Origin of the sequence: Halomonas sp. R57-5, from assembly GCF_900070345.1 — a bacterium.
In the GTDB taxonomy this organism is placed as follows: domain Bacteria; phylum Pseudomonadota; class Gammaproteobacteria; order Pseudomonadales; family Halomonadaceae; genus Vreelandella; species Vreelandella ventosae_B.
Genome location: NZ_LN813019.1, coordinates 1,024,515 through 1,051,198 on the forward strand (window position 1 = coordinate 1,024,515; position 26,684 = coordinate 1,051,198).

Consider the following 26,684-nt stretch of genomic DNA (forward strand, 5'->3'; position numbering starts at 1 on the left):
GGGCATGCAAGCATTGGTAGGTTTTACCCTTTAGGCTGCGCCGATCATCTTGCGCAGCACGTAGTGAAGGATACCACCGTGACGGTAGTAAGCCAGCTCGTTTACCGTATCAATTCGGCACTTGGCATCAACGCTACGTTCCCCATCGGCATTTTTGATCACGATTTTGACCGTGCCACCCGGCGTCAGGTCGCTTAATCCGGCGATCGAAATCTCTTCATCGCCGGTTAATCCCAGCGTTTGACGGCTTTCGCCTTCGGCAAACTGCAGCGGCACAACGCCCATGCCGATCAGGTTAGAGCGGTGAATGCGCTCAAAGGATTCGGCAATCACGGCACGAACGCCCAGCAAGCGGGTACCTTTGGCCGCCCAATCACGCGAGGAGCCGGTGCCGTACTCTTTACCGGCGATCACGACCAGCGGTTTGCCTTCCTCTTTGTACTTCATGGCCGCATCGTAAATGGCCATCTGCTCACCGCTGGGTACGTGGCGTGTTTCACCACCCACCACGCCATCGAGCATTTCGTTTTTGATCCGCACGTTGGCGAAGGTGCCGCGCATCATGACTTCATGGTTACCCCGGCGCGAGCCGTAGGAGTTGAAGTCGACCGGCTTAACGCCGTGCTCTTGCAGATAGCGCCCGGCGGGGCTGTCGGGTTTAATGGCACCCGCAGGGGAGATATGGTCGGTGGTCACCGAGTCACCTAACATGGCGAGTACCCGGGCACTGTGCACATCTTCGATGGCATCCGGCTCGCGGCCCATGCCTTCAAAGAAGGGCGGATGCTGAATGTAGGTGGATTCAGGCCACTGATAGACCTTACTTTCTGACACGTCGATGGCTTTCCAAACGTCGTCACCCTCAAACACCGCGCCGTACTCTTTACGGAACATGGCAGTGTTGACCTGCTCAACGGCGCTGGCAATCTCCGCTTGGCTGGGCCAGATATCTTTTAGGTAGACGGGTTCGCCGTCACTGCCTTCGCCAATCGGCTCCTTGGTTAGGTCGCGTTGAACGTTACCGGCCAGGGCGTAAGCCACCACCAGGGGCGGTGATGCGAGCCAGTTGGTTTTCACCAGTGGGTGAACACGGCCTTCGAAGTTACGGTTACCGGAGAGCACCGAGGCGACGGCAAGATCACCATTGTTCACCGCTTTCTCAATTTCATCCGGCAGTGGGCCAGAGTTACCGATACAGGTGGTGCAGCCGTAACCGACAAGGTTAAAGCCTAGGGCGTCCAAGTCGTCGTTTAACCCAGCGGCGGCAAGATAGTCGGTGACCACTTTCGAGCCAGGTGCCAGGGATGTCTTCACCCAGGGTTGGGTGTTCAAGCCTTTTTCTCGAGCCTTGCGTGCCAACAAGCCTGCAGCCATCATCACGCTGGGGTTGGAGGTGTTGGTACAGGAGGTGATCGCCGCAATCACCACCGCGCCTGGGTCGAGGCTGAAGTCCTGATCATTAAGCTTAACGGCTTGGCTGGTGTCATGTGCAAAGCTACGTTTCACTCCCACAGCGGTTTGGCCGCCTTCAGAAGAGAGCTTGCCCTTTGCTGTGGAGTCCGCGTTGGTATCTTCCTGCAGGAACTTATCAAAGGCCGCCGCCATGTCTTTCAGCGCCACGCGATCCTGCGGGCGTTTGGGGCCAGCCAGGCTGGCTTCTACCTCGGTCATGTCCAGTTGCAGCGCATCGGTAAAGATCGGCTCGTCGCTGGGTTCGCGCCACAGCCCTTGGGCTTTGCTATAGGCTTCCACCAGCGCGACTTGCTCATCTTCACGTCCGGTTAGGCGCATGTAGTTCAGGGTTTCTTCATCCACCGGGAAGAAGCCACAGGTAGCACCATACTCGGGGGCCATATTGGCAATAGTGGCGCGATCCGCCAGCGGCAGATCTTTCAAGCCGTCGCCGTAGAACTCAACAAACTTACCCACTACGCCTTTTTTGCGCAGCATCTCGGTAACGGTGAGTACTAGATCCGTGGCGGTAATACCTTCGCGAAGCTTGCCGGTTAGCTTAAAGCCAATCACTTCAGGGATCAGCATTGAGACCGGCTGGCCGAGCATAGCCGCTTCGGCTTCGATACCGCCAACGCCCCAACCCAGTACGCCCAGGCCGTTGATCATGGTGGTGTGTGAGTCGGTGCCGACGAGGGTGTCGGGGTAGGCGAAGGTTTTGCCGTCTTCGTCCTTGGTCCATACCGTTCTGCCTAGGTACTCCAGATTGACCTGGTGGCAAATGCCGGTACCAGGCGGCACCACGCTAAAGTTATCAAACGCCTGCTGGCCCCAGCGCAGAAACTCGTAGCGCTCGCGGTTACGCTGCATTTCGATATCGACGTTCTCTTGGAACGCCGCCGGGTTGCCAAATTTGTCGACCATTACCGAGTGGTCAATAACCAGATCGACAGGGGAGAGCGGATTGATCTTTGCAGGGTCTTCGCCCAGGCTTTCTACCGCAGCGCGCATGGAAGCGAGATCCACCACACCAGGTACGCCGGTGAAGTCCTGCATCAATACCCGCGCTGGGCGATAGCCGATTTCACGGCTGGATTTGCCCTCGGCCTGCCAGTCGACCAGGGCCTGCATGTCTTTTTGATCTACGCTTTCGTCGTCGGCGAAGCGTAGCTGGTTTTCGAGTAGAATCTTGAGCGTTTTGGGCAGCCGGTCAATATTGCCGAGTGTCTCGGCCGCTTGGGGTAGGCTGTAGTAGTGATACGTTTTACTGCCAACCTCTAGGGTGCTCAGCGTATCGGGTATCTTGCTCATGCCATTCTCCTCTTATTGCTGGTTACTTAGTGACTTAACATTCACTAGGCGCGACGGTCACGGTCTTCCTTTCTAGTATGGCTTACCATAGTAAGAATACATGCGTCTTTGCACAGCCGCTTTCAAGGTTTCTTCGCCTAATAGCGTAGACGAAACCTTGCAATAGCTTGTACTTGGCACCATTTCAGGCAGACTCTGTGGCTAATTTTTTATAAAGCTATTTACACAGCTATCGACAAAGCTATCAGTCAAATCTTTACAAGGTGGTGTCATGGAAACTCGTCATGAGCGTTTGATAATTCTTGGATCCGGCCCGGCAGGCTATACGGCTGCTGTCTACGCCGCACGGGCAAACCTGAAGCCGTTGCTGATTACCGGTATTCAGGCGGGTGGCCAACTGACCACCACAACCGATGTGGATAACTGGCCGGGTGATGCCCAAGGTGTACAGGGGCCGGAGTTAATGGAGCGCATGAAACAGCACGCCGAACGCTTTAATACCGAAGTGCTGTTTGACCATATCAATGAGGTTAGCCTAGGTGAAAAACCCTTTACCTTAAAGGGTGATAGCGGTGTTTATACCTGCGATGCTCTGATTGTGGCCACCGGGGCCAGCGCGCGTTACCTGGGCCTGCCCACTGAACAGCAGTTCATGGGTCAGGGGGTTTCGGCCTGCGCTACCTGCGATGGTTTTTTCTACCGCAACCAGGAAGTCATTGTCGTGGGCGGCGGTAATACCGCTGTAGAAGAGGCGCTGTATCTGTCAAACATTGCGTCTAAAGTGACCCTGGTTCACCGCCGTGACACCCTGCGGGCGGAAAAAATCCTCCAAGATAAGCTGTTTGAGAAAGCCGAGGCAGGCAAAATCGCCCTTGAGTGGTTCCAGGAAGTTGAAGAAGTGCTCGGCGATAACTCGGGCGTAACAGGGATACGGGTTAAATCCACCCAGGATGGCTCAAGCAAAGAGATTCATGCGCCTGGGCTGTTTATTGCCATCGGCCACAGCCCCAATACGGGCATCTTTGAAGGCCAACTGGCAATGAACGGTGGCTATATCAAAGTGACCTCAGGCCTGGAAGGTAACGCGACGGCCACTAGCGTGCCGGGTGTATTTGCCTGCGGCGATGTGATGGATCACATTTATCGTCAAGCGATCACTTCAGCGGGCAGCGGCTGCATGGCGGCACTAGACGCTGAGCGCTATTTAGACGGTATTGCTTAAAACCATTGTCACAACGCCGTGAATGAGTTGAAGCGCCTAATGATTAACAGTTGATAGGCGCTTCATCAATCCTTAGCCGCCCTAACTGGCTAAGTACCAGCTTTTTACCCTTAGCGCCCACGGCGCCGCTGGTTGAGCAAATAGCAAAACTGCCGTTGTAACCGCTGGTATAGCCTAACGGGCTGTAACGGATGCGCGACCAACCCCGGCTATAGGCCACTTTCGTGCCCTGTTGTGCGGGCACAATGCGCAGAATATCGTCTTCGCTGATGCTATCGGTTTTATCCCCTCGCACGATCATTAGCTCTCCACTCCAGTCACGGGTGCAAGCCTTGCGACCCTCATCGACAGGGCAAAGGGTAATCTGGCGGCGTTGGCTAATGGCCGTATTTCGCGCTAATGAAAACGCGCTTTGCAATCGATTTACGGCGCTACTCTGCGCCGTTCGCTGCCCCAAGGCTTGGAAGCTGGGTAGCCCCCAAGCGGCGATAATACCCACCAACAACAGCGTAATCAGTAGCTCAAGCAGCGTGAACCCGCTTTCAGGTGTGGTGTGCATCTTGATGTGGCAACCGCTCATTGCCTCTCCTCACTTGACCTGGTTATTGCCCGCGCTATGCTCACTCTCCGTCACTCAAAGCGAACATCTCGTTGTTAATAGGTCATCCTAGGCGACGCTACGCTTTTTTTATGTAAGCCAAAACGGACAATTTTGTGAGCGATTTCTTAATTATTGGTGGCGGTGTGATCGGTATGATGACAGCGCTGCAGTTAGCCGATGCTGGTCAGCAAGTCACGTTGGTGGAGCGGGGTGAGTGCGGTAAAGAGGCCTCCTGGGCCGGTGGTGGTATCGTTTCGCCGCTCTATCCCTGGCGCTATGACGCCGCAATATCGCAGCTCTCCCGCTGGTCGGAAGGCGTGTACCCCTCGCTGGCGCTGCGCTTGTTGGAAGAGACCGGCATTGACCCTGAGTATCGTCAGAAAGGGCTGCTTTACCTAAATGTGGACGATGCCGACGAAGCGCTGCGCTGGGCACGCCAACTGGGTAAACCGCTTGAAAGGGTAGCGGCAGACTTTGTCCACGCTAAAGAGCCCGGCGTGGTAATGGCGGGCGACAGCGCGCTGTGGATGCCTACGCTGGGCAGCGTGCGCAACCCGCGTTTAGCCAAGGCGTTGAAGGCGCGGTTAGCCGCGATGCCCCAGGTAACTCTGAAAGAGCAGTGTGAGGTTAGCGGCTTTATTCAAAAGGGTGGCCAGGTGGAAGGTGTGGCGACTTCCCAAGGATCATTCAAAGCGGGACGTATCGTGGTGTGTGGCGGTGCCTGGGCCGCGCAGCTATTGTCCCAGCTGAATGTGCAACTGCCGGTAAGGCCTGTGAAAGGGCAGATGATTGCCTATCAAGCGCCTAAAGGTCTCGTTCAGCGCGTAGTGTTAAAAGATGGTCGCTATATTATTCCGCGTGCGGACGGCCTGCTGCTGGTTGGTTCTACGCTGGAAGAGGCGGGTTTTGATAAGAGCACCGATGAAGAGGCGCTGGCGTCTTTGCAGCAGAGCGCTGAAGCCATCCTACCCGCTTTGGCAACGTGCCCGGTTGCGTACCAATGGGCCGGGCTAAGGCCTGGATCCCCTGCGGGTATACCGTTTATTGGCGCGCTCCAGGAATGGCCGAATGTGTTCGTTAATGCCGGGCACTATCGCAACGGCTTGGTATTGGCGCCGGCTTCGACCCATTTGCTGGTGGATCAACTGCTGGGGCGCGAGCCMCTTGTTGACCCCGCGCCTTACCAGCCCAAACCAGAGCGGCTAATACACGCTTAAGGTCAGTACAAGCTTAAGGGGTTCCGTCTTTATCCTGCTGCTCTTGCAGAAAACGGTCACGATGGGCGCCAGAGCAGAACCATTGTTCCTGGTCGCGCAGTGCTTCGTCTTCCGGAACGTGTACTTCACACCAGCGGCAGCGCACCATTTTGCCGCCCTCGTGGCGATTGACTTTTTTATGCTGCGCTTCATGCTCAAGCTTGCGTTGCCGGTAGATGCCGTAGAGTTTTAAGCCAGCATAAAATATAACGGCAAAAATAATCAGCCGAATGATCAAGAGGTTCATCCTTTTGTGTCTCCCAAGGTGGGAATCTAAGTATTAGGCATTGGCAAAGGCTCGCAGCCTTTGCCAGTTGGCGGCCCTTGCGGGACAATACGGCTATGACGGTGTAACCCTATTTTAAAGATTCTCAAGAGATTTTGACGCCCATGCAAGACTTAACGCTGGTAATGGCCCAACTTGATCCTCTGGTCGGAGATATTCCCGGCAATGCCGCACGCGCGATTGAAGCAGTGCGCGAAGCGCGGATTGAGCATGGGGCGGATATTGTTGTCTTTCCTGAGCTTTTTTTGTCGGGCTACCCGCCGGAAGATTTGCTGCTGCGGCCCTCAATGGAAACCCGCCTGCGTGAAGCCCGCGCACAAATGGCTTCGAAAATTTCCCGCGATGTGCTGGTGATTATTGGCTACCCCGGCGTACGCGAAGGCCGCTGCTATAACTTGGCGGGCCTGCTCTACAATGGCCAGTGGGAGGCCGAGTACGCCAAGCAGGCGCTGCCAAACTATCAAGTGTTCGACGAGCAGCGCTATTTTACACCGGGTACTGAAACGCTCGTCTATGAGCACAAAGGGGCCAAACTGGGTATCGTAATCTGCGAAGACCTGTGGGATGGCGTACCGGTTAAATCCGCCGCAGACGCGGGGGCTGAGATGCTAATCACCTTGCATGCATCACCCTATCACCAGGACAAACCCGCGGAGCGGTTGCGCTTGCTGGAGAAGCACGCCCAGGACACGCAACTTCCCATTGTGTATGTGAATACCATCGGTGGCCAAGATGAGCTGGTGTTTGATGGTGGCTCCTGTTGCGTTAACGCCAGCGGTGAGCTGCAAGTGCTGGCGCCATACTGGCAGGCGGGCCTAATGCCCATTCAGTTCCTGCAAACCAGCGCGACGGTGTGGGAACCCCAGCCCGGCGAGATTGATCCCGAGGTAGAGCCGGAAGAGAGCCTCTACTGCGCGCTGGTGACCGGGCTACGTGATTACGTCAACAAGAGCGGTTTTGATGGCGTGGTGCTGGGGCTTTCTGGCGGCATCGATTCGGCGCTCTCATTGGCCATTGCAGTAGATGCACTGGGCCCACAGCGGGTACAGGCGGTGATGATGCCCTATCACTACACCGCGGATATCTCTAAACAGGACGCTGCAGAGCAGGCCAACATGCTTGGCGTGCACTACGAGATCATGCCGATTGAGCCCATGGTAGAAGCCTTTATGGGTACGCTGGCGGAGAGCTTTGTGGGAACTGAGCGAGATACCACCGAAGAGAACCTGCAGTCCCGCTGTCGCGGCGTGCTGCTGATGGCGATCTCCAATAAAAAAGGCTTGATGGTACTGACCACCGGTAACAAGAGCGAAATGGCGGTGGGCTACGCCACGCTGTATGGGGATATGGTGGGCGGTTTTAATGCCATTAAAGACGTCTATAAAACCTGGGTGTACCGCTTGGCTCGCTGGCGCAATACCCAATCTCCGGCAATCCCTGCGCGGGTCATCGAGCGCCCACCCAGCGCCGAGCTGGCGCCGGATCAGCAGGATAGTGACTCCCTGCCTGATTACGATACCCTCGACGCTATCCTATTAAGCTATATCGAAGGTGATATGAGCGCGGAAGCGATTATCGCCGCCGGCTTTGACGCTGAAGATGTCTATAAAGTGGTGAAGCTTGTCGACCGCTGCGAGTATAAGCGTCGCCAGGCGCCAATTGGTGTGCGTGTTACCCCGCGGGGCTTTGGCCGTGACCGCCGCTATCCGATCGTCAATGGCTGGCAGCCCGGCGAGTAAGCCCGACGCGTAAGTCGGGCATAGTACTTGGGAACCGGTACTTGGGAACCGGTACTTGGCAGGCTGCTATGCCAACGCAGGAGGAGGGGCGAGGCATAAGCCTGCCATCTCCTCCGCCGCTACTGGCTTGCAAAAATAGTAGCCTTGGTAGGCATGACACTGGTGTTGGTTTAGGTAGCGCCAGTGCTCGCGGGTTTCCACCCCTTCGGCAATCACGTTAAGGTTTAGTGCCCGCCCCATGGCGATAATGGTCTGCACAATCGTTCTGTCGTCGGAGTCCTGGTCAAGATCGCGCACAAAGGATTGATCAATCTTGATTTGATCAAGTGGCAGGCGTTTTAAATACTGCAATGATGAGTAGCCGGTGCCGAAGTCATCCATAGCAAAACTAATGCCCAGAGCTTTGAGCTGATGCATACGGGCAATGGTTTCTTCTATTTTGCCAATCACGCTGCTTTCGGTGAGTTCAAGTTTGAGCTTGTGAGAAGGAGCCCCGCTGGCCTCTAACGCATTAGAAACCTCTTCAACAAAATTTGGCTGCTGGAACTGCTTGGCGCTGACGTTAACGGCCAACACCAGATCTTTTGTATGTTCAAACGCTTGCCAAGCCACTAGCTGTTTGCAAGCGGCATGAAGCACCCAGGTGCCTATCTGCACAATTAAGCCGGTTTCTTCGGCGAGGGGGATGAAAACCCCAGGGGAAACCATGCCTTGTGTTGGGTGCTGCCAACGGATGAGTGCTTCAGCGCCAATGGGCCGCCCGGTATTGTCGACTTGCATCTGATATACCAGTACAAACTCATCCCGTTCGATCGCTAGGCGTAAATCGCGCTCAAGCTCGTTGCGCGCTTCTAGTTCTGCTTGTACCGCCGGGTCGTAAAAACGAATAGCGTTTGTCCCGGTTTGCTTGGCAATATGAACTGCCGCATTGGCATACTGGAAGAGATTATCGACACTCTGATCTGAAGAATTAAATAGCACTAATCCTTGGGTCAGACTCAGGAAGCAGTAATTGCCGTTCAGACAGTAGGGTTGGGTTAATAAATGGCGCACTTTTTCAGCGAAGAGCTCGGCTTTTTCAGCTGCTTCAAGCTGCTCACTGGCTAGCCCGTCGATAATGATGCAGAACTCATCGCCGCTAACACGTCCAATGGTGCAGCCGTCATGGTTTATGTCGCTCAAGCGCTTAGCAATATGCCGGAGAATAATGTCGCCTGCACTGTGTCCGTTACCATCATTAATGCGCTTGAAATCATCCACATCAATATAGATGAGCGCGCCATAGGACGTATTTTGATGGCTGATTTCCAGCGAATGTTGTAAGTGCTCTTTCATCAAGCGCCAGTTGGGTAACTCGGTGAGCGTATCGTAATAGGCAAGTCGGTGGATCTTCTGTTCAGCTTCACGGCGCTGTTGCTCGGCATCCCGAAGCGTGATCAACGCAGAAGTGATGCGCTTTAAGGGGCCACTATGCTTTTGCCTCAGCTTCTCTATCGCGTGGAAATCCGGCAGCGGCTGTCGGCGCTTAGAGAGCGATAAAATGGCATCCCCCACCACCATCAACCGCTTATTGATGCGCCAGGAGGCAAAAAAAGCCGCGCTGATAAGCACGCCCATCATGGCAATACCCAGCCAAAGAGTGGTGTCGTGGGAGCGAGCAAGCGCATCAAAGGAAAGGCTATGACGCTCCCTGGCACGTAGCGTTAAGGCTTCGAATATTTGCTGGGAGAACAGCGTAAAAGTGTTGAAGTGGGTTTGTGCTTCTTTCAGGAAAAGAGACGGGTCGCCCAATTCTCGCGCTGCCGATTCATTGGCCATACTGACAAAGCGTTGATATTGCAGAAACGTTCGCTGAAGGGCGGCGGCACTGTCTTGGCTTAAGTCGATCAGTAAGGGGGAGCTAGCCAGGCTGTCCACGCGTTGACCTATCTGGGTGAGCTCTTGCGCAATCTGACTATAGGACGAATAGCGTTGAGTAGCGCTTAACTGTGTTTCTTCAGTATCGATCAATAAATTGGTGATACGTTGATGTAAGTCACTAAGCTGTCGATCAAAGGTGGCCATTTGCACCAGAGTATCTAAGTCATTGGACTGTAAGAGATTGCTTTGTAATGATTTCTCTTCCAGCACCTTCATGGAGATTGATAGCAGCAGTAGTGCAGGTAGTACCACCATTAAAATGGGTAACAAAAAAACCATTAACAGGCTTTGGGTGGATTTCATCGTAACCTCGGGGGATAGCAATGAAGAACGGCCCCTAACCATTAGGAGCCGTCTCTCTCTAAACTATATAACGGCCAAAACCGTTATAAGTTTAGAAGTTTTCCCACTCAGGTTGTGACTGCTGACGTTTTGCCACGGGCAGTGCAGACTTATTCGAGGCAGTAGTGCGTGCAGGCGAAGGGGCTAATGCAGCACGCGACGGCTGGGCGTTTGGGTGCGTATTCGGCAACTTAAAGACTTCCATGACATTGAGCAGCGAGTGAGCGTTTTTGCGCAAGTTGTTAGCAGCCGTGGCGCTTTCATGTACCAGTGAGGCGTTCTGCTGGGTGACTTGATCCATCTCGGTCACCGCGCGACCCACTTCCTGAACACCGGTGCTCTGTTCGGCGCTGGCGTGGCTGATCTCCTGCATAATGCTGGTCACTCGCTCGATAGCCGCGACGATCTGTTCTGTCGATTTACTGGCTTCTTCGGCGCGCTCATTGCCGTGGTTAACCCGCTCAAGGTTGCTGGAAATCAGAGTGTTAATCTCCCGGGCGGCATCGGCGCTGCGTTGGGCTAATCGACGCACTTCCTCGGCGACGACCGCGAAACCGCGACCATGTTCACCAGCACGGGCGGCTTCAACCGAGGCATTAAGCGCCAGAATATTGGTCTGAAAGGCAATCGCATCAATCGTCGAGATAATGCCGGCAATTTCCTGAGAACTCTTGTTGAGATCATTCATGGTGGCAACGACCTGATTCACCGCTCCGCCACCTTGCTTGGCGGTGCTAGATGCGCTGGAGGCTTCTTGACTGGCCTGCTCGGAATTTTCAGCGTTAAGTTTTACGGTGCTATTGAGCTGTTCCATTGCCGAGGCGGTCTCGGCTAGCGCGCTGGCCTGCTGCTCAGTCCGTGAAGAGAGGTCGTTATTGCCTTCAGCAATTTGCTCACTGTTGCTGGCTACCGCTTCTGCAGAGGCGCGCACCTGGGTCACAATGGTTTGTAGCTGATGCGCCATGGCAACCTGCGACGCCATAATGCTGCGGGTATCACCCTTCTTGAGCTGCCCATGGCTGGTTAACTCGCCCCGGCCAATCGCTTCCGCAAAGGCTTTGACTTCGTAAGGTTCGGCGCCTAATTCACGTAGCAGCTGGCGAGATAAAAACACCGCGATCAAACCACCGATCAGTAACGCAAAGAGTGTTAGCCCCAACATCTGCATTTGAAAGCCGGAGGCAGTATCACGGGCGCTCGCTGTGGTGGCGTCGTTCAACTGTTGTTGAAGGTTGATAAACTGGTTAATTCGATTAAGCCATTCGGCATATGCAGGGCCTGCTTGTTCGAGCAGTAAGGTCTCTGCATCGGCAAATTGATCTGCTTGGCGGGCGGCAATGACTTGCTGTGTCAATTCGAGGGTTGTAGCGGCTTGGGCATCGATACTGGCCAGAATAGTCTGCTCTTCCTGGCCACTAGGGTACTCGCTAGTTATTTGGTGCTCGCCTTCAGACGCCGTCACGTAATCGCTGCTGAGGCTCTCAATCTCACCGAGCAATGCATCAAATTTGCTATCGTCTTGGACAAGTACTATGTCGCGCATGGCAATAGCGCGATCATGCACACTGCCGCGCATATCCACGGCAAACCCCAGCTTGGTGCCGTTAACATCATTGATGGTGGTTAAGTCCCGGTCAATTTGATTGACTTGGTAAATACCTACAGCGGTTAACAGAACCAGCAGCCCAAGGAGGGCAGCAAATCCGAGCGTTAAGCGCGTGCTAATTCTGGTGTTGCTGGAACGTGCTTTAAAAAATGACATTGATTGCTCCCTGAGGTGCCGTTAAGGCACTTTATTATGCAAGATGAGTAAATCATATATTATTGTATAGCTATTGTATAGAAATTATTGTTTGTTTGTACGGCCCTGGTTTTTCTTATGTTGTTTTTATAAATCAATTGGTTAGTTTTTTTGAATAAAAAAACCACGCCGAAGCGTGGTCAGATAAATAGATGCTGTACAACTTTTAGCGGTTGAGCACCGTCAAGTTTTAATCATTTTGGCCTAAGTGCTTAGGAACAAAACGACTGCCCTGCAGCTGCTCATGGTCGGGCGCGTTCTCACGCAGCACCGCAAGAACTTCGTTGGCGCGGTCATCCATGTCGAGGCCTTGATAGCCTTCCACCATGGTGGCTAGGGCATCTCGGGTAGCGTTGGATTCGGGATAGTTTTCGATTACCCAGCGGCCACGCTCAACGGCTGCTAAGTAAGCGCCACGGCGTAGGTAATAATCGGCGACGTGGAGCTCATGGCGGGCCATTAGCTCACGCAGGTAGACGATGCGCTGCTGGGCGTCAGCGGCATATTCACTCTGAGGATAACGCTGAATCAGTTCGCGGAAGTCATTGTAGGCATCCCGCGAAGCCCCCAAGTCACGTTTGGAAATATMGATCAGGCGCAGCCGCTCTAAGCTGAAACGACCCGCCTGCCATGCGGAAAGGCCGCGCAGGTAGTAGGCATAGTCCACTTGCGGGTGGTCAGGATGCAGGCGAATAAAGCGACTGGCCGCCGCTCGGGCTTCTTCCCAATCGCTATTTTCATAGTAGGCATAGATCAGCTCAAGCTGCGCCTGCTCGGCATGTGCACCAAACGGATAGCGGGTATCAAGCGCTTCCAAGCGCTCTATCGCAATCGGGTAGCGGTTACTGTCCAGGGCCGTGCGGGCCAACTCATAGAGCTCACGCTCCTGAACCCCAGCAAATTCATCTTCCTCTTCTTCACTGGTGTCGTTACTCGCACAGCCCGCTAAAAGGGCAAGGCTTAGGGCTAGAACGCCAAAGCGGTTGGCAGCTGAAAAAACGCGCATCATCATCCTCGTTGCTAACAAGCCTCAATCACCAAAAAGCGGCGATGGCCATAAGTAGAAATGGTAGAATAGGTCGCAGTTCGCCCACTATAAAACACCTCGGCTTAAAACGCAGGCTTAGCGACGTTTCGTCGGGTGTCGTAAACGCTTATTTTTCCATGCGGGGGCTGATTTTTCGCCTTGCTGGGGTTTTTGCGTCTAAAAGAGGTTTTTCATGTCTCGAATAGTTGAAGACACGCACCGCGTGCCCGCTACGTTAGCCGGTGCGCGGTTAGACCAAGCGGCGGCGGAGTTGTTCAGCGATTACTCCCGTGAGCGCTTAAAAGCGTGGATTAACGCCGGTGAATTAACCGTTGATGGCGCTCACGCCAAGCCGAAAGCCAAGCTGCATGGCCATGAAGTGCTAGCGCTGCAGGCCACCATCGAAGACGATACGCGCTTTGAGGCGCAAGATATTGCCTTGGATATCGTCTATGAAGATGAGACGTTGATGGTGATCAACAAAGCGGCGGGAATGGTCGTGCATCCTGCTGCAGGCAACCCTGATGGCACCCTGTTAAATGCTTTGCTGCACCATCACCCGGCGATTGCTGAAGTGCCCCGTGCCGGTATTGTGCACCGCTTGGATAAAGACACTACCGGCTTGATGATGGTAGCCAAAACGCTGCCTGCGCAAACCGCGCTGGTCGATCAGATGCAGGCACGCAGCGTGTCACGCCAATATGATGCAGTGGTGATTGGTAAACCTGTATCGGGCAGTACCATTGACGCGCCTATTGGCCGTCACCCTAAAGATCGTAAGCGTCAGGCGGTAACCGCATCGGGCAAACCCGCGATTACCCATTTTCGCGTGGTTGAGCGCTTTCGTGCTCATACCCACGTGCGCTGCAAGTTGGAAACGGGGCGCACCCACCAAATCCGCGTGCATATGGCCCATGCCCGTTATCCCTTAATTGGTGACCCCATGTACGGCGGTCGCGCCAAGCTGCCGCCGGGTGCTGCGGAGCCGTTGAAGGAGATCCTGCGTGAGTTTCCCCGTCAGGCGCTGCACGCGCGTAAATTAATTTTCAAGCACCCGGTCAGTGGCGAAACATTAACCTTTCAGGCAGACCTCCCCGATGATTTGTTAATGTTGTTGGATTACCTGCGCGAAGATAATGAGACGATGCGATGAGCGATGCCATTAATTTACGGCCGACGCTTTTAGTGCCGGACTGGCCTGCACCGACTAACGTACGCGCCTTTGTGACGACCCGGGAATCAGGGCCTAGCCAGGGTGATTTTGCCGCTTTTAATACCGCCTTACATGTGGGCGATAATGCTGATCATGTGGCGCTTTGCCGTCGTTTGCTGCAAAAGGAAATAGGCGACGAGCGGCCTCTGCTGTGGCTGAACCAGACCCATGGCGCCCGCGTGCAACAGGTTTATCAGTCCGAGGCTGCCGACGCGGACGCGGCCATTGCCACGTCCAGTGAGTATGCCTGTGTAGTGTTAACAGCCGATTGCCTGCCGGTGATGTTCTGCAATCGAGCGGGTACCCAGGTGGCGGTTGCCCATGCTGGTTGGCGTGGTCTGGCGGGTGGTGTGCTGGAGGCGACCATTGCCGCCATGAACACTGACCCCGACGATATTTTGGTGTGGTTAGGTCCTGCGATCTCTAACGCCCAGTTTGAAGTGGGGCCGGAAGTCTACGGCGCCTTTGTTGCCGTTCATCCAGATACCGCTGACGCCTTTGACCATAGCCCTTATCGTCTGGGCCATTACATGGCCGATTTATACCGTCTGGCGCGCTTTCGCTTAGAGGCGCTGGGGGTCAATAACATTAGCGGCGGCCACTTCTGCACCGCCTGCGAGTCGCGTTTCTACTCCTACCGTCGCGATGGTGGTAAGACAGGACGTATGGCCAGCGTGATCTGGATCAATTAACGTCAATAAAAGCTTCTTTTAAGCCAGCGGTTTGCGCCGCCACCTCTTGAAAAGCGTCGAACTGACGCCATTTAACTTGTCAAGCTAAGAGTGATTTAGCACGTCTAATGACACGTTATCGGGTTACGCGGTGCGTCCAAACGCACGGCTACCCCAGGAGGAATTCCATGCGTTTTGATAAATTTACCGCCAAGCTCCAGAGCGCGATTGCCGAGGCGCAGTCGCTGGCTGTGGGTCGCGGCCATAATCAGCTAGACCCCGCCCATTTGCTGCTAGCCCTGCTCGACACCAAAGACACCGGTATTAAAGCCCTGATTGAAAAAGCCGAGGGCAGCCCTTCGCGCTTGCGTGATGGTTTGGTACAGCAGTTGGATAACTTGCCCAAGGTGGGGCAGTTCGATGGCGAAGTGCAGCCATCGCGGGATTTCATCAAGCTTTTCAACTTAACCGATCGCGAAGCGCAGAAGCGCGGTGACCAGTTTATTGCCAGTGAGCTTGTGCTGCTGGCGGCGCTGGAAATGAATTCGGCGATTACCAAACTGCTCAAAGAAGCCGGGATTAACCGTAAATCTCTTGAGGCCGCCATTAACAGCCTGCGCGGCGGTGCCACCGTCGACGATGCGAACGCTGAAGATCAGCGTGAAGCACTCAACAAATACACCATGGACCTTACCCAGCGTGCGCTGGACGGCAAGCTTGACCCGGTAATCGGTCGCGATGATGAAATTCGCCGTACGATTCAAGTGCTGCAGCGGCGTACTAAAAATAATCCGGTACTTATCGGCGAGCCGGGCGTGGGTAAAACCGCCATTGTCGAAGGCTTGGCCCAGCGCATCGTCAACGGTGAAGTGCCGGAAGGCTTAAAAGATAAACGCGTGCTTTCGCTGGATATGGGCTCGCTGCTCGCCGGCGCGAAATTTCGTGGTGAGTTTGAAGAGCGCCTAAAAGCCGTGCTCAAAGAGCTCTCCCAGGAAGAGGGGCGGGTGATCCTGTTTATCGATGAGCTGCACACCATGGTCGGCGCGGGCAAAGCCGAAGGCGCCATGGATGCGGGCAATATGCTCAAGCCTGCCCTGGCGCGCGGCGAGCTGCACTGCGTCGGGGCGACTACCCTGGATGAGTACCGCAAGTACATCGAGAAAGATGCCGCGCTGGAGCGCCGCTTCCAGAGGGTGTTGGTGGATGAGCCTTCCGAAGAGGACACCGTGGCCATTCTGCGCGGCCTGAAAGAGCGCTATGAAGTTCACCACGGCGTGGATATTACCGACTCCGCTATTATTGCCGCGGCTAAGCTCTCGACACGCTATATCACTGATCGTCAGTTGCCTGACAAAGCCATCGATCTCATCGATGAGGCCGCCTCGCGGATTCGTATGGAACTGGACTCCAAGCCAGAGTCGATGGATCGTCTTGATCGCCGCTTGATCCAACTCAAAATGGAGCGGGAAGCGCTTAAGAAAGAGACCGATGAAGCGACTAAAAAACGCCTGGAAGCACTTAATAATCAAATACACGAGTTAGAGCGCGAATACGCCGACTTGGATGAAATCTGGAAAGCCGAGAAAGCCAGTATTCAGGGGGCTGCGCAGTTTAAGGCCGAGCTTGAGCAGGCGCGCATTGACCTGGAACAGGCCCGCCGTCAGGGCGACTTGGGCCGTATGTCGGAAATTCAGTACGGCAAGATTCCAGAGCTCGAGAAGAGAATTGCTGAAAGCGGCGAGGGGGAAGCGGATACCTCCAGCCACCAGCTGCTACGCTCCAATGTCACTGAAGAGGAGATCGCCGAGGTGGTTTCCCGCTGGACGGGCATTCCGGTCTCCAAGATGCTCGAAGGCGAGCGCGATAAACTGCTGCGTATGGAAGAAGCGCTGCATCAGCGGGTGATTGGGCAGGATGAAGCCGTCGAGGCGGTCGCTAACGCGGTGCGTCGCTCTCGGGCAGGGCTTTCCGATCCCAACCGGCCTAACGGCTCGTTTCTGTTCCTCGGCCCCACCGGGGTGGGTAAAACCGAGCTATGTAAGTCGCTGGCCAACTTCCTGTTCGATACCGAAGAGGCGATGGTACGTATCGATATGTCGGAGTTTATGGAGAAGCACTCCGTGGCTCGCCTGATTGGTGCACCTCCCGGCTACGTCGGCTATGAAGAGGGTGGCTACTTAACCGAGGCCGTCCGCCGCAAGCCTTATTCGGTGCTGCTGCTGGATGAGGTGGAAAAAGCCCACCCGGATGTTTTCAATATTCTGCTGCAGGTATTAGAGGATGGCCGCTTAACGGACGGTCAGGGGCGCACGGTGGACTTCCGCAATACCGTGATCGTGATGACCTCTAATATGGGCTCGGACATTATCCAGCGCATGGGCGGCGACGTTAGTGCTGATAAAGACAGCGACTATGAGGCGATGAAAAACATGGTCATGGAGGTGGTGGGTAACCACTTCCGGCCTGAGCTGATCAACCGTATCGATGAAGTGGTGGTGTTCCACGCCCTGGGCCAAGAGCAGATTCAGGCGATTGCCGGTATTCAGCTTGAGCGCTTAAAAGTGCGCCTCGCCGAACACGACCTGAAGCTTGAGGTTAGCCCAGAAGCGATGGCGCAATTGGCGGTCGTAGGCTTTGACCCTGTCTATGGGGCCCGGCCACTCAAGCGGGCGATTCAGAGCCGTATCGAGAACCCGCTGGCCCAAGACCTGTTGGGGGGTAAATTTGCCCCTGGTGATACCATTCATATCAACGCGGAAGACGGAAAACTGGTGTTTAGCTCATAATTGATGTCGCTACTTCGCGCAATTGAATAGGTCAAAAGCCCCGCTAGTAAAGCCAGCGGGGCTTTTTTTATGGCTTCTTGCGACCTTTGTTGCGTTTGGCCTGATCGGAGGTTGACAGGCTGAGGGCGCTAATGGAATCTTGTCGGTTCCTGATTTGCGGGCGCGGACTCAACGGGCAACCCCTAATTACCGCGTGAAGGGTAGGCGAAAGCCTCTACCCGCCGAAGGACTTCCGGGCTTGGGCTAACCGCCCAACCTGGCCAACGCCCCGACACGGCGAACTGCCGTGAAAGGGAACGACTGATTTATGTTTGGCATACATCGGCGTTCCCGATAAGAGTGCAGGCCCTAACCGGGCCTCCTGCCAGGGTTTGGCATCAGGTGTCGGCAAGGGCCGACAGCGGCATACCGCCGCACTCGACACCGTGCCCAGTTGGGTACGGATCGCACTCGAGACCTTCAGGGGAGAAATACAGTGGAACTGCTTTCCGGCGCAGATATGATCGCCCGCTTCTTGCAAGATGAGGGCATCGAATACATTTATGGTTACCCCGGCGGTGCAGCGCTGCATATTTACGATGCACTCTTCCGCCAGGACAAAGTGAAGCACATTCTGGTGCGTCACGAACAAGCGGCTACCCACGCCGCCGATGGCTATGCCCGCGCTTCGGGCAAGCCCGGCTGCGTACTGGTCACCTCAGGCCCCGGTGCCACCAACGCCGTTACCGGTATTGCTACCGCCTACATGGACTCGATTCCCATGGTAGTGCTGTGTGGCCAGGTGGCGAGTCATCTGATCGGTGAAGATGCCTTCCAGGAAACCGACATCGTTGGTGTGACGCGCCCGATCGTGAAGCACAGCTTCTCGATCCGTCATCCGTCTGAAATCCCGGAAGTGCTCAAAAAGGCCTTCTACTTGGCATCTACCGGTCGGCCAGGCCCGGTGGTGGTCGATATCCCTAAAGACATGACCGCCCCCACCGAACGCTACGAGTACGTCTACCCGAAAAAGGTCAAGATGCGCTCGTACAACCCGGTCACGCGCGGTCATACCGGGCAGATCAAAAAAGCCGTCGAGATGATGCTTAAGGCCAAACGCCCGGTGTTTTATACCGGCGGCGGTGTAGTAACGGGCAAAGCCAGTGAAGGCCTGACTGACTTGGTCAAACAGCTGGGCTATCCAATTACCACCACCCTGATGGGTATCGGCGCGTATCCTCAAAGTGACCGTCAATGCTTAGGCTGGCTGGGCATGCACGGCTCCTATGAATCCAATATGGCCATGCACCACGCCGACCTGATTATTGCCATTGGCGCGCGGTTTGACGACCGCGTCACCAACAGCACGTCGAAGTTCTGCCCGACAGCTAAAATCATCCATGTGGACGTCGACCCAAGCTCGATCTCTAAAACGGTGCGTGCCGATGTGCCTATCGTGGGCCCGGCCTCCAGCGTTATCAATGAGATGATCAGTTTGGTGCAGGGGCATAAAATTGCCCATCCTGAAGCACTGACTGAGTGGTGGGAGAAGATAGATGGCTGGCGTGCCGACCGTGAAGGCAAGCTTTATGAGCCTTCCAAGGTGGGTGAAGCGCTTAAGCCACAGGAAGTTATTGAAGCGCTTTGTCGGGTAACCCGAGGCGAAGCCTACGTGACTACCGATGTTGGTCAGCACCAGATGTTTGCTGCCCAGTACTACAAGTTTGATAAACCCAACCGACTGATCACCTCAGGTGGTTTGGGCACCATGGGCTTTGGTTTCCCCGCCGCCATGGGTATCAAACAGAACTACCCGGATGATGACGTAGTGTGCGTCACCGGTGAAGGCAGCTTCCAAATGATGATGCAGGAGCTCTCTACCTGTAAGCAGTACGGTGTAGGCGTTAAGATCGTCAACCTTAACAATGCGTCGTTGGGTATGGTGCGTCAGTGGCAGGACTTGAACTATAAGTCACGCCACGCGCACTCCTATATGGAGTCTTTGCCGGACTTTCATATGCTGATTGAGGCGTATGGGTTTACCGCTATTACCGTCAATACCCTTGATGAGTTGGAGCCTGCGCTGGAGCGTGCCTTTGCTGATAAGCACGAGCTGGTCTTTCTTGACGTGAAGGTCGACCCTTTTGAGCACGTCTATCCGATGCAGGTGCCGTTAGGTGCCATGCGCGACATGCTGCTGTCTAAAACGGAGCGTACCTGATGCGTCATATCATCTCGATTCTGTTAGAAAACGAACCGGGKGCGCTGTCACGTGTAGTCGGGTTGTTCTCGCAGCGTAACTTCAACATTGAAACGCTTAACGTAGCGCCCACTGAAGACCCGTCGCTCTCGCGCTTAACAGTCACCACCGTGGGCGACGACCGGGTGATCGAGCAGATCACCAAGCATCTCAATAAGCTGATTGATGTGGTCAAGCTGGTGGATCTCACTGAAGGTAACCATATCGAGCGCGAGCTGATGCTAGTGAAGGTGAAAGCGCTCGGTGCGGCCCGCGATGAGGTGAAGCGCACCGTGGATATCTTCCGTGCTCAGATCGTCGACGTATCGCCGAGCCTGTACACCGTGCAGATTACTGGCGATGCGGGCAAGCTGGATGCCTTCCTGCAGGCCATGGCGCCAGTGGGTATTCTAGAGGTCGCCCGTACCGGGGTCTCGGGTATTGCTCGGGGTGATAAGGTGTTATCGCTCTAAGTGCCCGTAGTGCAACACTTTAAATGAAGTGAAAGCGCCGCTTCCATGGTTTGCATGGAGGCGGCGCTTTTTATGGATGGCTGTATGGTCGTTCGCTTTTACGCTTATGTTTGCCTATACCTAGGTGCAATTGGCTGGCTGGGCAGCACTCACCGTGTAGAATGAAAGCGATCACTGTTCCCGTGACTTCACTTTTAATGGATGAAACCTATGACACAGGACGCTCGCGATCAAGAGCATGCTAGCTCGGATCAGCCAAACTCAAGCCCAGGTCAGGAGGGCTCTTCACAGCCAGACAGTACTCAATCAGGTAGTGTTCAGCCTAATGGTGCTCAGTCAAACAATGCTGATCAGTCAGATAGTTCTGATCAGTCAGAAGTAGTCGGTAATGAGGACTTGGCGGCGGCCTTCTTGCGTGAGACGGAAGTGGTCGAGGAGACCGTAGAGGACGGCAAAAAGATTCGTCGTCGGGGTATCTATTTACTGCCTAACTTATTTACCACTTCGGCACTTTTTGCCGGGTTCTTTGCGGTGGTGGCTGGCATTAATGGTGAGTTTACTTCGGCTGCCGTCGCGATTTTTATTGCTATGGTGCTGGATGGCTTGGATGGCCGTGTCGCACGAATGACCAATACGCAAAGCGAGTTTGGCGCTGAGTATGACAGCCTGGCCGATATGATTTCATTCGGTATGGCGCCTGCTTTAGTCGCCTTTACCTGGATTCTGCAAGACATTGGTAAAACCGGCTGGGTGGTTGCCTTTCTTTATGTTGCTTGCGCGGCACTTCGTCTTGCCCGCTTCAATGTTCAGATCGGTAGTGTCGATAAAAAGTGGTTTATCGGCTTAMCAAGCCCTTCTGCAGCGGCGCTAGTGGCAGCCAGTGTGTGGACCTTCCATAGCTTTGATGCTGACGCCTTTGGCTTCAAACTGCTAATGCTGGTAGTCGTGGCGGCGGCAGGCGTGCTTATGGTGAGTAATATCCGCTACTACAGCTTCAAAGATCTCGACTTTAAAAAACCGGTACCTTTTGTTGTGCTGCTGGCCATCGTGCTGGCCTTTGTAATGATCTCGGTTGAACCCTCTGTAATGCTGTTATTGCTGTTTGGTGCCTACGTGGCTTCAGGCCCTGTTTTAGCCGTTATGCGTAAGGCAAAACCCAAGAACTGATTTTTACCCTATCTTCATAAAATTGTTTTTACAAAAGCCCTTGCCAACTCGGCAGCGAAGCCTTAAAGTACGCATCCGCTGCCGGGGACGCCAAGCGTTACCAGCGGTGCATAAGGTGTAAAAGCCTTGGTTTGTCAGGCAGTTAACGCTTTTGCAAAAGCAAGCGGTTTTGGATGTTGATTGATCCGCATCGAAAACAACGCCCTTGACAAACGCCAGGAAATGCGTAGAATACGCCTTCCTCGCTGAGGCAGGCCAGTTCAACGGCAGCCCGGTTACTTTCACAGTAACCAAGCAGCGAAACAGCTCTTTAACAATTTGATCAGGTAATTCATGTGGGCGCTTGCTGATGTTGGTGACAAATCACCAAATATCAAGGCAAGCGACTCAAGCAATAAGGTTTTAAAGGATTCGTCCTTTGGGATCTGTTTTGAATGAATTCGTTTGAACCTTGAGCCAAGTTTGGTTCGCTTCTGTCACTTTCGAGTGGCGGGTAAGAAMCGCATAGATCTTAAACTGAAGAGTTTGATCATGGCTCAGATTGAACGCTGGCGGCAGGCCTAACACATGCAAGTCGAGCGGTAACAGGGGKAGCTTGCTMCCCGCTGACGAGCGGCGGACGGGTGAGTAATGCATAGGAATCTGCCCGATAGTGGGGGATAACCTGGGGAAACCCAGGCTAATACCGCATACGTCCTACGGGAGAAAGGGGGCTCCGGCTCCCGCTATTGGATGAGCCTATGTCGGATTAGCTAGTTGGTAAGGTAATGGCTTACCAAGGCAACGATCCGTAGCTGGTCTGAGAGGATGATCAGCCACATCGGGACTGAGACACGGCCCGAACTCCTACGGGAGGCAGCAGTGGGGAATATTGGACAATGGGGGCAACCCTGATCCAGCCATGCCGCGTGTGTGAAGAAGGCCCTCGGGTTGTAAAGCACTTTCAGCGAGGAAGAACGCCTATCGGTTAATACCCGGTAGGAAAGACATCACTCGCAGAAGAAGCACCGGCTAACTCCGTGCCAGCAGCCGCGGTAATACGGAGGGTGCAAGCGTTAATCGGAATTACTGGGCGTAAAGCGCGCGTAGGTGGCTTGATAAGCCGGTTGTGAAAGCCCCGGGCTCAACCTGGGAACGGCATCCGGAACTGTCAGGCTAGAGTGCAGGAGAGGAAGGTAGAATTCCCGGTGTAGCGGTGAAATGCGTAGAGATCGGGAGGAATACCAGTGGCGAAGGCGGCCTTCTGGACTGACACTGACACTGAGGTGCGAAAGCGTGGGTAGCAAACAGGATTAGATACCCTGGTAGTCCACGCCGTAAACGATGTCGACCAGCCGTTGGGTGCCTAGAGCACTTTGTGGCGAAGTTAACGCGATAAGTCGACCGCCTGGGGAGTACGGCCGCAAGGTTAAAACTCAAATGAATTGACGGGGGCCCGCACAAGCGGTGGAGCATGTGGTTTAATTCGATGCAACGCGAAGAACCTTACCTACCCTTGACATCTACAGAAGCCGGAAGAGATTCTGGTGTGCCTTCGGGAACTGTAAGACAGGTGCTGCATGGCTGTCGTCAGCTCGTGTTGTGAAATGTTGGGTTAAGTCCCGTAACGAGCGCAACCCTTGTCCTTATTTGCCAGCACGTAATGGTGGGAACTCTAAGGAGACTGCCGGTGACAAACCGGAGGAAGGTGGGGACGACGTCAAGTCATCATGGCCCTTACGGGTAGGGCTACACACGTGCTACAATGGCCGGTACAAAGGGCTGCGAGCTCGCGAGAGTCAGCGAATCCCTTAAAGCCGGTCTCAGTCCGGATCGGAGTCTGCAACTCGACTCCGTGAAGTCGGAATCGCTAGTAATCGTGAATCAGAATGTCMCGGTGAATACGTTCCCGGGCCTTGTACACACCGCCCGTCACACCATGGGAGTGGACTGCACCAGAAGTGGTTAGCCTAACGCAAGAGGGCGATCACCACGGTGTGGTTCATGACTGGGGTGAAGTCGTAACAAGGTAGCCGTAGGGGAACCTGCGGCTGGATCACCTCCTTAAACGATGCGTCACAGTCGGTAAGCGTCCACAATGAATTACCTGATCAGATAGCTGTTGATGCGCAGTGATAAGCCAGCCGCCTACGGCGTTGCCTTATCACTGCGTATAGCAGTCGCTCTTTAACAATGTATATCATGCTGACAAGAACATACCGCAAGGTATGGTCTTAAATTGTGATACGTCTCAAGCGTATCCGGCAAAATGAAACGTGATCATTGCGACATCCAGACTCCTTCGGGTTATAGGGTCAAGCAATGAAGCGCACACGGTGGATGCCTAGGCAGCCAGAGGCGATGAAAGACGTGGTAGCCTGCGATAAGGCTCGGTGAGGTGGCAACAACCTGTGACCCGGGCATTTCTGAATGGGGAAACCCACTCATCATAAGATGAGTATCGTGCACTGAATACATAGGTGTACGAGGCGAACCAGGGGAACTGAAACATCTAAGTACCCTGAGGAAAAGAAATCAACCGAGATTCCCCTAGTAGCGGCGAGCGAACGGGGACCAGCCCTTAAGCATGTGACTGATTAGGCGAACACGTTGGGAAGCGTGGCCGTAGCGGGTGATAGCCCCGTAGTCGAAAATCTGATCATGTGAAATCGAGTAGGTCGGGGCACGAGAAACCTTGACTGAAGACGGGGGGACCATCCTCCAAGGCTAAATACTCCTGGCTGACCGATAGTGAACCAGTACCGTGAGGGAAAGGCGAAAAGAACCCCGGAGAGGGGAGTGAAATAGATCCTGAAACCGTGTGCGTACAAGCAGTAGGAGCAGACTTGTTCTGTGACTGCGTACCTTTTGTATAATGGGTCAGCGACTTATATTCAGTGGCGAGGTTAACCGTATAGGGGAGCCGTAGGGAAACCGAGTCTTAACTGGGCGACACAGTCGCTGGATATAGACCCGAAACCGAGCGATCTATCCATGAGCAGGGTGAAGATTGAGTAACATCAATTGGAGGCCCGAACCAGGATCTGTTGAAAAAGATTTGGATGACTTGTGGATCGGAGTGAAAGGCTAATCAAGCTCGGAGATAGCTGGTTCTCCTCGAAAGCTATTTAGGTAGCGCCTCACGTAGTACCGCCGGGGGTAGAGCACTGTTTCGGCTAGGGGGTCATCCCGACTTACCAACCCGAGGCAAACTCCGAATACCGGTGAGTAACGCGTGGGAGACACACGGCGGGTGCTAACGTCCGTCGTGAAAAGGGAAACAACCCAGACCGTCAGCTAAGGTCCCGAAATCCTGGTTAAGTGGGAAACGATGTGGGAAGGCTCAGACAGCTAGGAGGTTGGCTTAGAAGCAGCCATCCTTTAAAGAAAGCGTAATAGCTCACTAGTCGAGTCGGCCTGCGCGGAAGATGTAACGGGGCTAAACCAGGTACCGAAGCTACGGGTTCATCCTTTGGATGAGCGGTAGAGGAGCGTCGTGTACGCCAATGAAGGTGGATTGAGAAGTCTGCTGGAGGTATCACGAGTGCGAATGCTGACATGAGTAACGATAAAGGGAGTGAAAAACTCCCTCGCCGGAAGACCAAGGGTTTCTGTTCGACGCTAATCGGAGCAGAGTGAGTCGGCCCCTAAGGCGAGGCCGAAAGGCGTAGTCGATGGGAAACGGGTCAATATTCCCGTACCGGACATGGTTGCGATGGGGGACGAAGAAGGCTAGGTGAGCCAGGCGTTGGTTGTCCTGGTGAAAGTGAGTAGGCTGAGGGTTTAGGTAAATCCGGACCCTTTCAAGGCCGAGACACGAGATGAACTGACCACGGTCAGGAAGTCACTGATGCCACGCTTCCAGGAAAAGCCTCTAAGCTTCAGATCATGTGCGACCGTACCCCAAACCGACACAGGTGGTCAGGGTGAGAATCCCAAGGCGCTTGAGAGAACTCGGGTGAAGGAACTAGGCAAAATGGTGCCGTAACTTCGGGAGAAGGCACGCCGGCGTAGGGTGAAGAGACTTGCTCTCCTAGCCCGAACCGGTCGAAGATACCAGGTGGCTGCAACTGTTTATTAAAAACACAGCACTCTGCTAACGCGCAAGCGGACGTATAGGGTGTGACGCCTGCCCGGTGCCGGAAGGTTAAATGATGGTGTTAGCCGCAAGGCGAAGCTCTTGATTGAAGCCCCGGTAAACGGCGGCCGTAACTATAACGGTCCTAAGGTAGCGAAATTCCTTGTCGGGTAAGTTCCGACCTGCACGAATGGCGTAATGATGGCCACGCTGTCTCCACCCGAGACTCAGTGAAATTGAAATCGCCGTGAAGATGCGGTGTACCCGCGGCTAGACGGAAAGACCCCGTGAACCTTTACTATAGCTTCACACTGGACGCTGATGTTGCCTGTGTAGGATAGCTGGGAGGCTTTGAAACTCGGACGCCAGTTCGGGCGGAGCCAACCTTGAAATACCAGCCTGGCATCATTGGCGTTCTCACTCAGGTCCGTTATCCGGATCGAGGACAGTGTGTGGTGGGTAGTTTGACTGGGGCGGTCTCCTCCTAAAGAGTAACGGAGGAGCACGAAGGTACCCTCAGCACGGTCGGACATCGTGCATTGAGTGCAAGAGCATAAGGGTGCTTGACTGCGAGACAGACACGTCGAGCAGGTGCGAAAGCAGGTTCTAGTGATCCGGTGGTTCTGTATGGAAGGGCCATCGCTCAACGGATAAAAGGTACTCCGGGGATAACAGGCTGATACCGCCCAAGAGTTCACATCGACGGCGGKGTTTGGCACCTCGATGTCGGCTCATCACATCCTGGGGCTGAAGTCGGTCCCAAGGGTATGGCTGTTCGCCATTTAAAGTGGTACGCGAGCTGGGTTTAGAACGTCGTGAGACAGTTCGGTCCCTATCTGCCGTGGGCGTTGGATGTTTGAGAAGGGCTGCTCCTAGTACGAGAGGACCGGAGTGGACGACCCTCTGGTGTTCCGGTTGTCACGCCAGTGGCATTGCCGGGTAGCTATGGTCGGACGGGATAACCGCTGAAAGCATCTAAGCGGGAAGCCCCCTTCAAGATGAGACATCCCTGAGGCCTAGAGCCTCCTGAAGGGCCCAGCGAGACCAGCTGGTTGATAGGCACGGTGTGGAAGCGCTGCAAGGCGTTGAGCTAACGTGTACTAATGGCCCGTGAGGCTTGACCCTATAACACCCAAGGGGTC

At 54.5% G+C, this 26,684-nt stretch carries 15 protein-coding genes and 2 rRNA genes; 11 read left to right on the plus strand and 6 right to left on the minus strand.

Annotation, left to right across the window (positions count from 1 at the left end):
- Positions 1 to 30: 30 nt before the first annotated feature.
- The gene (acnA, locus tag HALO_RS04610; protein ID WP_035580407.1) at positions 31 to 2,763 is read right to left on the minus strand and encodes an aconitate hydratase AcnA; all 2,733 of its coding nucleotides are present in this window, start codon (positions 2,761 to 2,763) and stop codon (positions 31 to 33) included.
- Positions 2,764 to 3,034: 271 nt separating this feature from the next.
- Here acnA and trxB point away from each other — a divergent pair, with 271 nt between their 5' ends.
- Positions 3,035 to 3,985 carry a thioredoxin-disulfide reductase gene (gene trxB / locus HALO_RS04615; protein ID WP_035580404.1) on the plus strand — a complete coding sequence of 317 codons (951 nt, stop codon included), beginning with the start codon at positions 3,035 to 3,037 and terminating at the stop codon, positions 3,983 to 3,985.
- A gap of 43 nt (positions 3,986 to 4,028) precedes the next feature.
- Here the strand turns inward: trxB and HALO_RS04620 are convergent, their stop codons facing one another.
- Positions 4,029 to 4,565 carry a GspH/FimT family pseudopilin gene (locus HALO_RS04620; protein WP_035580401.1) on the minus strand — a complete coding sequence of 179 codons (537 nt, stop codon included), beginning with the start codon at positions 4,563 to 4,565 and terminating at the stop codon, positions 4,029 to 4,031.
- Between the two features lie 134 nt (positions 4,566 to 4,699).
- Here HALO_RS04620 and thiO point away from each other — a divergent pair, with 134 nt between their 5' ends.
- Positions 4,700 to 5,803, plus strand: coding sequence for a glycine oxidase ThiO (thiO, locus tag HALO_RS04625; RefSeq protein ID WP_035580398.1), 1,104 nt, complete (start codon positions 4,700 to 4,702; stop codon positions 5,801 to 5,803).
- A 13-nt stretch (positions 5,804 to 5,816) separates the two neighbouring features.
- Here thiO and HALO_RS04630 read toward each other — a convergent pair whose 3' ends face one another.
- Complete coding sequence (locus tag HALO_RS04630; RefSeq protein ID WP_035580395.1) at positions 5,817 to 6,089, minus strand: PP0621 family protein; 273 nt, start codon at positions 6,087 to 6,089, stop codon at positions 5,817 to 5,819.
- Between the two features lie 143 nt (positions 6,090 to 6,232).
- On the opposite strand from HALO_RS04630, the gene HALO_RS04635 reads away from it, so the two are divergent.
- On the plus strand, positions 6,233 to 7,867 hold the full coding sequence (locus HALO_RS04635; protein WP_035580393.1) for an NAD+ synthase: 1,635 nt from the start codon (positions 6,233 to 6,235) through the stop codon (positions 7,865 to 7,867).
- A gap of 66 nt (positions 7,868 to 7,933) precedes the next feature.
- On the opposite strand, the gene HALO_RS04640 is transcribed toward HALO_RS04635, so the two are convergent.
- The 3 genes from HALO_RS04640 to HALO_RS04650 all read right to left on the minus strand — a co-directional run bounded on the left by HALO_RS04640 (position 7,934) and on the right by HALO_RS04650 (position 12,936).
- The gene (locus HALO_RS04640; RefSeq protein WP_035580390.1) at positions 7,934 to 10,090 is read right to left on the minus strand and encodes a putative bifunctional diguanylate cyclase/phosphodiesterase; all 2,157 of its coding nucleotides are present in this window, start codon (positions 10,088 to 10,090) and stop codon (positions 7,934 to 7,936) included.
- Positions 10,091 to 10,181: 91 nt separating this feature from the next.
- Entirely contained in the window at positions 10,182 to 11,891 is a 1,710-nt protein-coding gene (locus HALO_RS04645; protein WP_035580388.1) for a methyl-accepting chemotaxis protein, read from the minus strand.
- Positions 11,892 to 12,120: 229 nt separating this feature from the next.
- Positions 12,121 to 12,936 carry an outer membrane protein assembly factor BamD gene (locus HALO_RS04650; protein ID WP_050713121.1) on the minus strand — a complete coding sequence of 272 codons (816 nt, stop codon included), beginning with the start codon at positions 12,934 to 12,936 and terminating at the stop codon, positions 12,121 to 12,123.
- 214 nt (positions 12,937 to 13,150) lie between these two features.
- Between HALO_RS04650 and rluD the strand changes: the two genes are divergently transcribed.
- The 8 genes from rluD to HALO_RS04690 all read left to right on the plus strand — a co-directional run bounded on the left by rluD (position 13,151) and on the right by HALO_RS04690 (position 26,667).
- Positions 13,151 to 14,110: a 23S rRNA pseudouridine(1911/1915/1917) synthase RluD gene (rluD, locus tag HALO_RS04655; RefSeq protein WP_035580382.1), complete on the plus strand. Its 960-nt coding sequence runs from the start codon at positions 13,151 to 13,153 to the stop codon at positions 14,108 to 14,110.
- The gene (gene pgeF / locus HALO_RS04660) at positions 14,107 to 14,862 is read left to right on the plus strand and encodes a peptidoglycan editing factor PgeF (RefSeq protein WP_035580377.1); all 756 of its coding nucleotides are present in this window, start codon (positions 14,107 to 14,109) and stop codon (positions 14,860 to 14,862) included. The genes rluD and pgeF overlap by 4 nt, the downstream gene beginning before the upstream one ends.
- A gap of 167 nt (positions 14,863 to 15,029) precedes the next feature.
- Positions 15,030 to 17,627 (plus strand): ATP-dependent chaperone ClpB, encoded by a 2,598-nt coding sequence (gene clpB / locus HALO_RS04665; protein WP_035580374.1) that lies wholly within the window; start codon positions 15,030 to 15,032, stop codon positions 17,625 to 17,627.
- Between the two features lie 475 nt (positions 17,628 to 18,102).
- On the plus strand, positions 18,103 to 19,827 hold the full coding sequence (locus tag HALO_RS04670; RefSeq protein ID WP_035580372.1) for an acetolactate synthase 3 large subunit: 1,725 nt from the start codon (positions 18,103 to 18,105) through the stop codon (positions 19,825 to 19,827).
- Complete coding sequence (gene ilvN, locus HALO_RS04675; protein ID WP_035580370.1) at positions 19,827 to 20,318, plus strand: acetolactate synthase small subunit; 492 nt, start codon at positions 19,827 to 19,829, stop codon at positions 20,316 to 20,318. The genes HALO_RS04670 and ilvN overlap by 1 nt, the downstream gene beginning before the upstream one ends.
- 201 nt (positions 20,319 to 20,519) lie before the next feature.
- Positions 20,520 to 21,485 carry a CDP-diacylglycerol--serine O-phosphatidyltransferase gene (pssA, locus tag HALO_RS04680; protein ID WP_442906052.1) on the plus strand — a complete coding sequence of 322 codons (966 nt, stop codon included), beginning with the start codon at positions 20,520 to 20,522 and terminating at the stop codon, positions 21,483 to 21,485.
- A gap of 513 nt (positions 21,486 to 21,998) precedes the next feature.
- A 16S ribosomal RNA gene (locus HALO_RS04685) occupies positions 21,999 to 23,531 on the plus strand.
- 246 nt (positions 23,532 to 23,777) lie between these two features.
- Positions 23,778 to 26,667 (plus strand): 23S ribosomal RNA (locus tag HALO_RS04690).
- The 16S and 23S rRNA genes sit together here, the layout of an rRNA operon.
- Positions 26,668 to 26,684: the final 17 nt, after the last annotated feature.